Genomic DNA, 13342 nt, shown 5'->3' with positions numbered 1-13342 from the left:
CGCCATGGCAGCTCCGGACAGGCTGACCTTGCGTCCGGTCAGCGCGCGTTTTGCTGACCGAGTAGGATGGCCCCGAAAAGCCCTGCATCATCACCGAGACCGGGCGTCGTGATGAGGTCACCGGATGGGGCCGAGTCGAGATAGTCGCCCATTTGCTGGTCATAGGCGGCGCGGACGCGGGCAATGAGGTGCGGGGCCAGCATCAACCCGCCGCCAAGGACGATCCGCTGGGGCCGAAGCGTCAGGGTGAGGGTGCGGGCAGCCTGCGCCAGGTAATCGGCGGCGATGTCCCAGACGGGGTGCTCAGCTGAGAGATGTTCCGGGTCGCCCGCCCGGGCCCGAAGCGCGCGCACGGAGGCGAGGCCTTCGAGACAGTCTGGATGAAATGGGCAGACGCTTTCAAAATCATGATCGGCAGGGTGACGGCGAAGGGCGATGTGGCCGAATTCGGGGTGCGAGGGACGACCGAGGAAGCCGCCATTGGCAAAGAGGCCAGCGCCGATGCCGGTGCCGATCGTGACATAGGCGGCAGAGGTGCAGCCTCTTGCTGCGCCTCGTGTCATCTCGGCGAGGAGGGCGCCGTTGACGTCTGTGTCTATGGCGACCGGCAAGCCGAACGCATCACCGAACCGGGCGTGTAAATTCGTGCCGGACCAACCGCTTTTGGCGGAGCCAATGATGGTGCCGTAAGCCGGAGAGGACGGGTCGATGTCGATTGGGCCAAAGCTTGCGATGCCGAAGGTTGCCAGCCCGCCCGATCTGGCGTGCGGCGTGAACCAGTCGAGGCACGCCGTGATGGTTTCTTCTAGTGTCGTGACTGGGATACGGCGCGTCTCGACCAGCGTGCCGTCCTCATCGGCGAGCCCGCATTTGAAGGTGGTGCCACCTGCATCGATACCGCCATGGCTTTTGCCGTCTGTCATTTCTGTTTCTGACTGCTCCCTATCAGACCTGCCAGACTAGGCAGGCGCGGGCGCAATGGATAGGTCTCTGGCCGATAAGGAGACCAGAACCGATGACCTACCCAGATCAGAAACTTGCCGAGGAAATCGGCGCGCGTGTTGAAGCCTTCGTCCGCGATGTTGTTGCAGGCTATGAGCGCGACAGTCGGCTGGGCGATCACGGGCCGTCCGAGGAGCTGGTTGTCGAGATGCGCGACAAGGCCCGCGCAGCCGGGGTGATGACGCCGCACATTCTGAAAGATGGCGGGCACCTGTCACAGCGTGGCACCGCCTATGTACTCCAGAAGACCGGACTTTCGCCGCTTGGGCCCGTTGCCTGCAATACGGGCGCGCCGGATGAGGGCAACATGTTCCTGCTGGGCAAGGTCGCGACACCCGAACAGCATGAGCGCTTTCTTAAGCCGCTGGTGTCGGGTGAGGCGCGCTCTGCCTTTTTCATGACCGAGCCAGCCGCCGATGGCGGGGCAGGCTCTGACCCCTCCATGATGCAGACGACCTGCGTCCAGGATGGCAATCACTGGGTCATCAATGGCCGCAAGACCTTCATTACCGGCGCTGAGGGCGCAAAGGTCGGGATCATCATGGGCAAGTCTGAGGAGGGCGCGTGCATGTTCCTCGTCGACCTGCCGGACCCGGCCATCCGGATCGAGCGCGTGCTGGACACGATCGACAATTCCATGCCGGGTGGCCATTCCGAGGTTGTGATCGACAATCTCCGCGTGCCAGCCTCTGACATGCTGGGTAATCCCGGCGAGGGCTTTCGCTATGCGCAGATCCGGCTGGCGCCCGCGCGCCTCTCGCACTGTATGCGCTGGCACGGCGTTGCCACACGGGCGCAGGAAATCGCGACCGAATATGCGTGCAAGCGCCAGGCCTTTGGCAAGCTGCTGGTCGACCATGAAGGTGTTGGCTTCATGCTGGCAGAGAACCAGATCGACCTGCAGCAATCGTCGCTGATGATTGACTGGTGCGCCGATGCGCTGGATCGGGGCGAGCCCGGCAATGTCGAAAGCTCTATGGCGAAGGTGGCAGTGTCAGAGGCGCTGTTCCGGGTTGCTGATCGCTGCGTCCAGGTAATGGGCGGCATGGGCGTCAGCCGCGACACGATTGTCGAGCAGCTTTTCCGCGAGGTTCGCGCCTTCCGCATCTATGACGGACCGACCGAAGTGCACAAATGGTCGCTTGCAAAGAAGATCAAGAAAGCCGAACTCACCCGTCAGGCCGAACGCCAGGAGTAAATTTTGCCCGAACTGGACTACCGCTTTTCCGTTGCGCCGATGATGGACTGGACCGACCGGCACTGCCGGATGTTCCATCGTGCGCTGTCGAAAAAGGCGCTGCTGTGGACCGAGATGGTGACCGCCGATGCGGTGATCCATGGTGACCGCGAGCGGCTGATCGGGTTCAGCGAGGCCGAGCATCGGCTGGTGCTGCAGCTTGGGGGATCGGACGCGGCCAAACTCGCCGAGGCGAGCCGGATTGCGGAAGCGTTTGGATATGATGAGGTCAACATCAATTGCGGCTGTCCGTCGGACCGGGTGCAGTCGGGCCGGTTCGGCGCCTGCCTGATGCAGGAACCGGCAACGGTTGCCGCCTGCGTCGCGGCGATGCGCGAGGCTGTGACTATTCCGGTCACGGTGAAGTGCCGGGTGGCCGTCGATGAGGATCCGCCGCGCGAGACGCTGTTCGGCTTTGTCGATCAGGTTTCCGATGCCGGGTGCGAGGTGTTCACCGTGCATGCGCGCAAGGCCTGGCTGTCGGGTCTCAGCCCGAAGGAGAACCGGGACATCCCGCCGCTGGACTATGGTCTGGTCGCAGACCTGAAAGCTGAGCGTCCGGACCTCACCATTATTCTCAACGGCGGCATCAAGACGATGGCCGATGCTGCAGAGCATCTGAAGACCTTCGATGGCGTCATGCTGGGCCGGGCTGCCTATCAGACGCCTCACTGCCTGCTGCAAGCTGACCAATTGATTGAGACAGGCGAGGGCGTCGATACGCTGGATATGGAAGCGGCTCTCGAGGCGCTGGATCGCTATCGCCCTTATATGGCGGCGCGGCTGGAAGAGGGCACGAAGCTTTCCTCCATGACGCGGCATATGCTGGGGCTTTTCGCGGGCCAGCCGGGCGCGCGCGCCTGGCGGCGGACCCTGTCTGAAAAGGCCGTGAAAGAGGGCGCCGGTCTCGATGTCCTCGATGAGGCGCTGTCGCATGTGACGGCAGAGCGCGTGGCCGCCTGATGGAAAGCTTTATCGCCGAGTATGGCGTCCTGATCATTTCGCTGATTGTCGCCGGGATTGCAGCCGGATTGGCGGCGGGCCTCTTCGGCATTGGCGGCGGCGCCGTCATTGTACCGGTGCTCTATTTCCTGCTGACCGCGCTTGGCTATGAAGAGACCGCCATGCATGTCGCGGTGGCCACATCTCTCGCGACGATCATCCTGACCTCGATCCGGTCGGTCATGGCGCACGATAAACGCGGTGCCGTCGACTGGGGCGTGCTGAAAGGCTGGGCGCCGTGGATCGTGATCGGCGCCTGCCTTGGCCAGCTGGTGGCAGGGTTCGTGTCCAAGGACGCGCTGACCATGACGTTCGGCTTGCTGCTTTTGATCCTCGCGCTTCAGCTTTATTTCGGGCGTCCAAGCTGGACCCTTGCCGAGGATATGCCCACGGGCGTGCCGCGTGCGGGGCTTGGGAGCGGGCTGGGCGCGCTCTCTGCAATCATGGGGATTGGCGGGGGGACATTCGGGGTCAGCCTGATGACGATCTGCAACCGGCCGATCCATCAGGCGGTCGGCACGGCCGCGGGTTTTGGTGTTGCGATCGGCTTTCCGGGGGCCATCGTCGCGATCCTCAACGGGATCGGCCGTGATGGATTGCCGCCATTCTCGCTGGGCCATGTGAACCTGCCGGCCTTTGTCCTGATCTCGATCTGTACGGTGACCATGGCGCCCATCGGGGCGGCGCTGGCGCACAAGCTGGATGCGGCGCTGCTTCGCAAGCTGTTCGGGGTTCTGCTGGTGCTCGTCTCTGTGCGGATGATCTGGAAGACTATTGCTTGATGATCAGGCGGTCGCTGCGAAATTCGTAGGAATAAAGCTCGCGCAGGAAGCTCATGCCGAGCAGGGACTGGGTCAGCACATCCTGCATGACCACGCCGCGCACATCGCGGACCTCAACTTCGCCGATCCGGATGGACTCGATCATGACGTCAGCGCCATAGGTGATGCCGCCTGCGGTGCGGATCTGGATGTCATAGGTCAGGCTGCGCGGGCGAAGCCCCATCTTCTGGGCGTCATCCTGCGTCAGAGCGACGGTACTGGCGCCGGTATCGACCATGAAGTCTACGCTGGCTTTTCGGTTGACTAGGGTGCGCGCCCAATAGTGTCCATCAGACTTGATCAGCATGACGGCGGTCTTGCGCATGGTCGCGGCGTCTTCGGTATCGACCACGTTGACGGTCTCCGGTGCGCCTTCCCCGGACCTGTCCTCGGTCTCCTCGATCTTCGGCACGAGAATAAGGACAATCGCGGCGGCGATCGCGCCAGAGCAGAGCATGAGGCTGAGAAACTTGCTGGTCATTCAGGGCTTTCGCGGCGCTTAGCCGAGCTTTCCGAGGGCCTTGAGGCGTTCCATGCGCGCATCAAGTTCGGCGATAACGTCATCGCGCATATCGGGGGTAAAGGTCGACCAGCCGCCGATTTCGCGTAAGGTACGCCCACAGCCAAGACACAGGCCTGTCTGTCCATCGACAGCACAGACTTTCTTGCACGGGGACACAATCGGGGAGGCGTAAGACGTTGTCATCAGGGGCCTGTTCTTCAGTAACAGATAGCCTATGTCAAAAATTCACGAAAGTTTCGTTGACTTCATATGCCGGATCAGGCGGTTTCCCGACTGAATGACGGCGAAGGGAATCGTGTGAGCGACGCAATTGAATCTTCTACACCTTTCGATGACGTCCGCGAGCTGGCGCTGCGCGAGGCTGCGCCCGATGAGGCATGCCGCGAAAAAGTTCATCAGGCCCTGCTTGGAATGGGACGCGAGGGCGATTTCGGCAAGCTTGGCGAGGCAGCGGGATGGCTGGCTGGATGGCAAAAGCGCTATCCCCCACGTATCGAAAACGCCACGCTGGCGATCTTTGCAGGCTCGCATGGCGTGACATCCGGTGAGGGCTCGGTTTCGCTCTCGTCCGATGAAAACACCAAGACCCGTGTCGAAGACCTGCGGGCCGGGAGAGCCCCGTTGTCGGCAATCGCGACTGCCAATGAGGCGAACATTCGAGTCTTCGAACTGGCACTCGAGAAGCCGACCACCGATTTTACCGGCGGGGCTGCGATGAGTGAGCGCGAATGCGCCGCGACAATCGCCTATGGGTTTGAAGCCCTTGAAGGAAAGCCGGACCTCCTGGCGCTTGGCGTGCTTGGTGCGGGGATCGGCACCGCGGCGGCGGCTGTCGCCTGCGCGCTTTATGGCGGGACGCCAGAATACTGGGTGCGGCCCGGCCCATCGACGCCAAAAGATATCAGCGCCGCGCGCATCGACGCGGTGAATGCCGGCCTGACGCGTCATCGCGGGCATCTGGAAGACCCGCTCGAAGCACTGCGGTGTCTTGGCGGGCGTGAACTTGCCGCCTGCGTGGGGGCCATTCTGGCCGCTCGTATACAGTCTGTGCCTGTCGTGCTGGACGGCTTTGCGACGACGATTGCAGCCGGCATTGCGCACGCACTGAACCCGCATGCGGTTGACCACATTCTGGCCGCACATGTCACGCGGCGTCCGGCCCATCAGGCTGCGCTCGACCGTCTCGACCTCAACCCGCTCCTGCCGCTGGAATTCAATACGGGCGGTGGCATGGGATCCGTCGCGGCGATCGGCTTGCTGCGGACGGCCTGCGCACCTTTCCTGGCTGAGCCTGCTTCGGCCAAAAGCTAGGCACTGCTATTCAGGGTGCGACATGATTTACGTTGACGTTCGCGTCACCTTGCTTTCGTCGCAGGTGGCAGGCAGAAGACGTTCTTAAGACAAAAAACACACCGAGGAGCGCGCACATGAATCTGGAATTCACGCCCGAAGAAGTGGCCTTCCGCAAGGAAGTCCGCGAATTCATCGAGAAAAATTACCCTCAGAAATTGCGCGGCGTTGGCGCGCGTGAGGACCTCAGCCCTCAGGACATGCTGGCCTGGCACCAGATCCTTGGTGAAAAAGGCTGGTCGGTGCCTGCATGGCCCGAAAAGTATGGCGGCACCGGCTGGACCCCGACGCAGAAATACATCTGGTCCGAAGAGAATGCGCGCATGGACACGATCATGCCGCTTCCATTTGGCGTCTCCATGGTTGGCCCGGTGATCTACACATTCGGGTCCGAGGAAATGAAAGCCAAACACCTGCCTGGCATTCGCGAAGGCAAGGTTTGGTGGTGTCAGGGCTATTCCGAGCCGGGCGCTGGGTCCGACCTTGCCTCACTGAAGACCACGGCCGTCCGCGATGGCGACCATTACGTCATCAACGGCCAGAAAACCTGGACCACGCTGGCCCAGAACGCCGACTGGGGCTTCTTCCTCTGCCGCACGGACCCGAACGCCGCCAAGCCGCAGGAAGGGATTTCCTTCATCCTGGCGGACATGAACACACCAGGCATCGAAGTGAAGCCAATCAAGACGATCGATGGCGGTGTTGAGGTCAACGAGACCTGGCTGACTGATGTTCGCGTGCCGGTCGAGAACCTCGTCGGCAAGGAAAACGAAGGCTGGACCTATGCCAAGTTCCTGCTGGCGCATGAGCGGTCCGGCATTGCTGGCGTCGCCCGCTCCAAGCGCGGCGTTGAAAAGCTGCGCCAGATCGCGTCGACCGAGCTTCTTGAAGGTGCGCCGCTGATCAAGGACGATGATTTCCTGCGCAAGATCTCGCAACTTGAAATCGACCTCACTGCACTGGAGTTCACTGAACTGCGGACGCTGGCCGGCGAAGCGCAAGGCAAGGGCCCGGGCCCTGAAAGCTCGATCCTGAAGGTGAAGGGCACCGAAATCCAGCAGCGCCTCACCGAGCTCACGCTTGAAGCTGTCGGTCATTACGGGCATCCATATTTCCGCGGCTTCCCGGAAGATGGCTCCAATGAGTTTCCGATCGGCCCGGACTATGCCCATCAGGCAGCGCCGACCTATTTCAACATGCGCAAGACCTCGATCTATGGCGGGTCCAACGAGATCCAGCGCAACATCATCACAAAGATGATCCTGGGGCTCTAGGCGAACGGGCAGACAAGACAGATAGTGAAGCGGCGGCCTGGTCTGCCGCTTCATTTCACGTGACAGACCTAAAACAAGACAAGGGCCCGGACGACCGGGGAGGACAAACCATGGATTTCAATTTCTCAGACGAACAGACAATGATCCGCGACAGCCTCGCAAGGCTGCTGCGCGATCAGTATGATTTCGACACACGCCGCAAGGTGACCGGCAGCGAAGCCGGCTGGCGCCCGGAGATGTGGCAGCAGTTTGCAGAGCTTGGCCTGCTGGCGGCGCCTTTCTCTGAAGAAGATGGCGGCCTTGGCGGCGGATCGATCGACTCGATGGTCATCATGGAAGAGTTCGGCAAGGCGCTGGTCGTTGAGCCTTATGTGCCGACGATTGTCTGTGCAGGCGGCTTCCTGAAGCATGCCGGTACGCCAGAACAGAAGTCTGAGCACCTTGAAGCCATCATTGGCGGCGAGCGTGTCTTTGCCTTTGCCTATGCAGAGCCGCGCGGGCGCTATGACCTCAACGACATCGAGACGACCGCCAAGAAAGACGGCGACGTCTACACGCTGAACGGCCATAAGGCTGTCGTGATCGGCGCGCCATGGGCTGACCATCTGGTCGTCACCGCCCGCACCTCCGGCGACCGCCGCGACAAGGAGGGCATCTCTGTCTTCATCGTGAAGAAGGACGCCGAGGGCATCACCACGCGCGACTATCCGACTGTGGACGGCCGCCGTGCTTCTGAAGTCTATTTCGAGAACGTCTCCGTGCCTGCCGGCAACCTCATCGGCGAGGAAGGCAAGGCCCTGCCGCTGATCGAGCGTATTGTGGACGAGGCAACGGTTGCGGTCTGCGCCGAAGCAATGGGCGCCATGGGCGTCGCGCACAAGCAGACGGTAGAGTACTCCAAGCAGCGCAAGCAGTTTGGCGTTGCGATCGGCAAGTTCCAGGTGCTCCAGCACCGCATGGTCGACATGTTCATGGAACATGAGCAGTCGATTTCCATGACCTATATGGCGACGTTGAAGCTCGACGAAGACGCAGTGACCCGCAAGAAGGCGGTCTCTGCAGCCAAGGTCCGCATCGGCCAGGGCGGACGTTTTGTCGGCCAGGAAGCCATCCAGATCCATGGCGGCATGGGCATGACCGACGAGCTGGCCGTTGGCCACTATTTCAAGCGCCTCACCATGATCGACAGCGAGTTCGGCAATGTGGACTTCCACATGCGCCGCTATTCCCGCCTCACCGGCGAAGACCAGGCGATGGCCGCCGAATAGGCGCGCTTGATCCTGAAGACGATTTGACCCGGCCTGCGACCCTGCAGGCCGGGTTTTTCGTTTCAGCCCCTTAAGTTCACCGACTTTCGCCACCGGCGGGAGCGATTAGCCTTCTGAAGCCTCTCGACAGGCCCGGCGTGCTGCCATAGGTCCGGTCGGGATAAATCACATAAATCGCGGGAGACATCATGTCCGTCATCAAGCTCGAAAAATCCGGATCCATCGCCACGCTGACGCTGACGCGGCCTGAGATGATGAACGCCCTTGGCCAAGAGGGCGACGGCCCTGCGGTCGCTGCGGCCTGCGCAGAGATCGAAGCCGATCCCGATATCCGCGTCGCAATCCTGACGGGTGAAGGCCGGGCGTTCTCTGCTGGCGGCGACGTGAAAGCCATGCGCGACAAGACCGGCGCATTTGGCGGCAGCCCGAACCAGATCCGCAATGGCTATCGCCGCAATATCCATATGGTCGTGAAATCGCTTTATAATCTGGAAGTCCCGCTGATTTCTGCGGTGAACGGCGCAGCGATCGGACTTGGCTGTGATGTGGCCTGCATGGCCGATGTGCGGATCGCATCAGACAAGGCGAAGTTTGGTGTGACCTTCCTGAAACTTGGTCTCATTCCGGGCGATGGCGGCGCATGGCTTCTGCCACGGATTGTCGGCAACGCCCGCGCCGCGCAGCTTCTCTTCACCGGCGATGTGATTGATGCTGAGACCGCGCTCGATTGGGGGCTGATCTCTGAAGTCCACACGCCAGAAGCGCTGATGGACGCGGCGATGTCACTGGCAGAGCGGATGGCCGTTCAGCCGCCGCAGGCCCTGCGCCTGGCAAAGACCCTGCTGCGCCATGGGCAGTCTGCCTCTTATGATACGATCATGGAGCTTTCAGCCGCGTCGCAGGCCCTGATGCACGAAACCGAGGACCATATGGAAGGCGTTCACGCCATCCTGGAAAAACGCGCGCCGAAATTTGAAGGCAAATAGGACCTAAATGGCAAGCGGACGCCGATTGATCTCCACCGGGTCGCCCTTCGAGAAGGCGTTCGGCTATTCGCGCGCTGTCGTGCAGGGCGACTGGTGTTTCGTCGCTGGTGTGACAGGCTACGACTATGCCGCGATGACGATGCCGGAAGATGTGGCGGCACAGGCAGAGGCGTGCTTTGCCACGATTGGGCGTGTGCTTGATGAAGCGGGCTTCGCCATGTCGGACATTGTACGCGTCCAGTACACGCTGACCGACCGGGCGCTGGTCGACGAGGTCGCGCCCGTTCTCGGCAGGCATATGGGCGACATCCGGCCTGCAGCGACGATGGTGGTCGCCGGCCTGATTTCGCCTGAAATGAAGATCGAAATCGAAGTGACCGCGTTTCGCGCTAGGGCCTAGCCCTCCGCCACGTCATACCTTGTCTGCTTTCCGCTAGTCGATAAGCTATTAGTCGATAGAGGCGAAAAACGCCCCAAGGGAGGACTGCATGATTGGAATCGTAGCGAAGCTGCAAATCGCCGAAGGCAAGACCGATGAGTTTGAACAGGTCGGCAAGGATTTGATGGCCAAGGTCAAAGCAAATGAGCCTGGCTGTCTCACCTATCAGCTCTATCGCTCGCAGTCCGATCCGCAGACCTATATCTTCATGGAACAGTATTCAGACGATGAGGCGCTGAAGGCGCATGGTCAGACCGAATACTTCAAGGCGGCCGGTCCAAAAATGGCAGGCTGTCTCGGCGGAAAACCGGAAATCGAACGCTACGATATCGTTGAATAAAACCCTCTGACGCGTCGTCCCCGAGGAGGGCCCGATATGGTTGAGACCGGTAAGCCGAGCCTCGCGACACGCCTTGCCTACGGCATTGGCGGCGCGGCTGGCGGCATCAAGAATAATGGCTTCGAATACGTCCTCTTGCTGTTTTACAGCCAGATCATGGGACTATCGGCCGTCCTCGTCGCCGCGGCACTCTGGATTGCCCTGCTGATCGACGCGTTTTCTGACCCTGTTGTCGGCTACTGGTCCGACAATATGCGGACGAAATGGGGCCGGCGGCATCCACTCATGTATATCGCGATGCTGCCGGTTGCGATTGCCTATTTCTTTGTGTGGAACCCACCAACAGAGCTTTCGGGCCTTAACCTGTTCGCCTGGTTGCTCGGCTTCACGGTGATCGTGCGGCTGATGTACACTTTCTTCGAGGTGCCAAGTACGGCGCTCGCGGCAGAGCTGACACAGGATTATGACGAGCGCACGTCGCTCATGTCCTTCCGCTACTTCTTCGCATGGGTGGGCGGTCTCACCGTACAGATCATCCTGTTCTTCTTCCTGCTGCAACCGAGTGAAGGCGACCCGTCCGGCTTCTTCCATATCCCGGGCTGGAATACTTACGGCCTGATTGGCGCAAGCTGTATCCTTGCCTCCATCGCCATCACATCGCTTGGTACGCACAGACATATTCCGCACCTCAAGGCTCCGCCTGCCGCGCGCAAGCTGACGCCGATGAAGATCCTTGGCGAGATATGGGAAACCGTGTCGAACCCGTCCTTCCGGGCGCTCTTCATTGCGACGCTTTTCGGCCTTCTGGCGAGCGGCATCTCTGCGACCCTGAACCAGTACATCAACGGCTTCTTCTGGGAGTTCACGAACGACCAGATCGGTGGCCTGACGGTCGCGGTCTATATCTCGGCCATCCTCGCGCTGGTGATTGCGCCGCCGGTCGGGAAAATCTTCGGGAAGAAGCGGGCGGCGATCATTATCGGCTTTCTGGCGTTCACGATTGCGCCCATGCCGGTCATTCTGCGCCAGTTCGGCCTGCTGCCGCCAAACGGCACCGATCTTCTCTATATGATCGTGATCGGCGTCACGATCGTCGATCTCGCCCTGATTATCGCATACCAGATGCTGGCGGCTTCGATGGTGGCAGACATTGTCGAGCAGAATGAGCTTGCAACCGGACGGCGCTCGGAAGGAATCTATTTCGCAGGCATCAGCTTCATGCGTAAACTGGCACAGGGCATGGGGGTTCTGACGGCCTCTGGTGTCCTTGCCGTGGCATCCATCACGCCGGGTATGCGCTCATCTGAAGCCAGCGATGAGGCGGTTCGTATCCTTGGTTGGGGCTATGCGCTCAGCCTGCTGACGCTGTGGACGATCATGATGATCTGCATCAGCTTCTACAAGATCAGCCGCGAAGATCACGAGGCGAATCTGGAGGCCTTGAGGACGGGTGCAACGACGCCGCCACGCTTCGAAAAGAGCTAGCGATTCTGGCGCTGCCTGACAGATTTGTCATGCAGCGCCAGATTGCGTCCGCCGGATGGCCGCAATAGAGCCATTTTCATGATGCAGAACAAACTCATGACCCGGCATGTATCCAAACTGCTCTTCGTTGCGGTGTTTGCCGTGCTTGCGCTTCTCGCCGTCGTGGTGAGCCCGCTATTCGCGATTGGCCAGCAGGCCGAGCCAGCGCCAGCGTCCGCCAGTGAGCAGATGAGTGAGCAGGCGAGCGATAATTTCTTCATGCCAGAGCGGCGCGTGCCGCAGACGCAGGCGGAAGTTCAGCTTTCCTATGCCCCGCTCGTGCGGCAGGTCTCACCAGCTGTGGTGAACGTATTTACCAGCCGTGTGGTGCGCGAAAGTGCATCCCCTTTCGCCAATGACCCCATCTTCCGGCAGTTCTTCGGCGCGACGCCGCGGGCGCGGGAGCGGGTGCAGAACTCGCTCGGCTCTGGTGTGATCGTCTCTGATGACGGCGTGATCGTGACGAACAGCCATGTGGTGAAGGATGCCGACCAGTTCCTGGTCGTGCTGTCCGACCGGCGCGAATATAAAGCCGAACTGGTGCTGTCAGATGAGCGCACCGACCTGGCTGTGCTTCGCATCGATACAGAGGGCGATCCGCTGCCGACAGTTAAATATGCCGATACGCGCGACACGCAGGTCGGCGACATCGTGCTTGCCATTGGTAACCCGTTCGGCGTCGGTCAGACGGTGACCTCTGGGATCATTTCAGCCACGGCGCGGACGGATGTGGGCGTATCGGACTATTCCTTCTTTCTGCAGACCGATGCCGCGGTGAACCCCGGTAATTCCGGCGGCGCGCTGATCAATACGAAGGCTGAGCTGGTTGGCATAAACACAGCAATTTTCTCCCGTTCGGGTGGTTCCAACGGGATCGGCTTTGCCATTCCGGCAGAGATGGTGCGCCGGGTTGTCGATGCGGCCGTCAATGAGGGCATGATCGTTCGCCCATGGCTTGGGCTGAAAGCACAGTCCGTGAGCTATGATATCGCCCAGGCGCAAGGGCTCGACAGGCCGCTTGGCGTGATGGTGACCGAGGTCTTCAAGGATGGCCCGGCCGACGAAGCGGGCCTATCGCGCGGCGATCTCGTCACGATGATCGATGGCCGCGAAGTCTTTGATGAGCGGGGGCTTAAATTCCTCGCTGCGACACGCTCGCCCGGAGAGACCGCCGAGCTGACCGTTCTGCGCGGCGGAAGTTTCGAGACCCTGGATGTCGAGCTCGCGCCGCCGCCCGGTGCCACCGAGGCTGAGCTTGAGCTGCTTGAAGGCCGCCACCCGTTCTCTGGCGCGGAAGTTGCCGAGCTGTCGCCGCGTCTTGCTGAAGAGCTTGGGCGCGACCCGTTCGAAACCGGCGTGCTGGTGACGAGGATTCTGCGCGGTGCCTATGCCTGGCGCGTGGTCCGTCCCGGCGACCTGATTGTGTCGATCAATGAAAAGCAGATCGAGGGCATCAGCGATCTCGACGATGCGCTCGGCGCGGATACGTCCACCTGGGCCATTGAACTCGACCGCAATGGCCGCCGGATCAGCGGAACCCTGCGCCTTTAGGCTTCGAAAAATTCGTTAAACCGAG

The 13342-nt window shown here is 61.0% G+C and carries 14 protein-coding genes; 11 read left to right on the top strand and 3 right to left on the bottom strand.

What is annotated here, in order from left to right:
• Positions 1-38 precede the first annotated feature (38 nt).
• Entirely contained in the window at positions 39-923 is an 885-nt protein-coding gene (locus F550_RS0107445; protein WP_018147914.1) for an ROK family protein, read from the bottom strand.
• 92 nt (positions 924-1015) lie between these two features.
• Between F550_RS0107445 and F550_RS0107440 the strand changes: the two genes are divergently transcribed.
• The 3 genes from F550_RS0107440 to F550_RS0107430 are packed head-to-tail and all read left to right on the top strand — an operon-like array spanning position 1016 to position 4023.
• Complete coding sequence (locus F550_RS0107440) at positions 1016-2200, top strand: acyl-CoA dehydrogenase family protein (RefSeq protein ID WP_018147913.1); 1185 nt, start codon at positions 1016-1018, stop codon at positions 2198-2200.
• A 3-nt stretch (positions 2201-2203) separates the two neighbouring features.
• Positions 2204-3202 carry a tRNA dihydrouridine(20/20a) synthase DusA gene (dusA, locus tag F550_RS0107435; protein WP_018147912.1) on the top strand — a complete coding sequence of 333 codons (999 nt, stop codon included), beginning with the start codon at positions 2204-2206 and terminating at the stop codon, positions 3200-3202.
• Positions 3202-4023, top strand: a complete 822-nt coding sequence (locus F550_RS0107430) for a sulfite exporter TauE/SafE family protein (protein ID WP_018147911.1) — start codon at positions 3202-3204, stop codon at positions 4021-4023. The genes dusA and F550_RS0107430 overlap by 1 nt, the downstream gene beginning before the upstream one ends.
• Here the strand turns inward: F550_RS0107430 and F550_RS18500 are convergent.
• Entirely contained in the window at positions 4013-4543 is a 531-nt protein-coding gene (locus F550_RS18500; protein WP_018147910.1) for a retropepsin-like aspartic protease family protein, read from the bottom strand. The genes F550_RS0107430 and F550_RS18500 overlap by 11 nt on opposite strands.
• A gap of 18 nt (positions 4544-4561) precedes the next feature.
• Entirely contained in the window at positions 4562-4768 is a 207-nt protein-coding gene (locus F550_RS0107420) for a DUF1289 domain-containing protein (protein ID WP_018147909.1), read from the bottom strand.
• A gap of 114 nt (positions 4769-4882) precedes the next feature.
• On the opposite strand from F550_RS0107420, the gene F550_RS17205 reads away from it, so the two are divergent.
• The 8 genes from F550_RS17205 (at position 4883) to F550_RS0107380 (ending at position 13317) form a co-directional block, all read left to right on the top strand.
• A complete protein-coding gene (locus F550_RS17205) occupies positions 4883-5896 on the top strand; it encodes a nicotinate-nucleotide--dimethylbenzimidazole phosphoribosyltransferase (RefSeq protein WP_040500899.1) in 1014 nt (337 codons plus the stop codon).
• A gap of 116 nt (positions 5897-6012) precedes the next feature.
• Entirely contained in the window at positions 6013-7209 is a 1197-nt protein-coding gene (locus F550_RS0107410; RefSeq protein WP_018147907.1) for an acyl-CoA dehydrogenase family protein, read from the top strand.
• A 110-nt stretch (positions 7210-7319) separates the two neighbouring features.
• Positions 7320-8477, top strand: a complete 1158-nt coding sequence (locus F550_RS0107405; protein ID WP_018147906.1) for an acyl-CoA dehydrogenase family protein — start codon at positions 7320-7322, stop codon at positions 8475-8477.
• A 188-nt stretch (positions 8478-8665) separates the two neighbouring features.
• Complete coding sequence (locus F550_RS0107400) at positions 8666-9463, top strand: crotonase/enoyl-CoA hydratase family protein (protein WP_018147905.1); 798 nt, start codon at positions 8666-8668, stop codon at positions 9461-9463.
• A gap of 7 nt (positions 9464-9470) precedes the next feature.
• Entirely contained in the window at positions 9471-9863 is a 393-nt protein-coding gene (locus tag F550_RS0107395; protein ID WP_018147904.1) for a RidA family protein, read from the top strand.
• An 88-nt stretch (positions 9864-9951) separates the two neighbouring features.
• Complete coding sequence (locus tag F550_RS0107390) at positions 9952-10242, top strand: putative quinol monooxygenase (protein ID WP_018147903.1); 291 nt, start codon at positions 9952-9954, stop codon at positions 10240-10242.
• A 36-nt stretch (positions 10243-10278) separates the two neighbouring features.
• Entirely contained in the window at positions 10279-11727 is a 1449-nt protein-coding gene (locus tag F550_RS0107385; protein ID WP_018147902.1) for an MFS transporter, read from the top strand.
• 96 nt (positions 11728-11823) lie between these two features.
• Positions 11824-13317 carry a Do family serine endopeptidase gene (locus F550_RS0107380; RefSeq protein ID WP_051076854.1) on the top strand — a complete coding sequence of 498 codons (1494 nt, stop codon included), beginning with the start codon at positions 11824-11826 and terminating at the stop codon, positions 13315-13317.
• The last annotated feature ends 25 nt before the right edge of the window (positions 13318-13342 follow it).

Origin of the sequence: Henriciella marina DSM 19595, from assembly GCF_000376805.1 — a bacterium.
Taxonomy (GTDB): domain Bacteria; phylum Pseudomonadota; class Alphaproteobacteria; order Caulobacterales; family Hyphomonadaceae; genus Henriciella; species Henriciella marina.
This window is presented reverse-complemented; position numbering and strand designations above follow the sequence as displayed.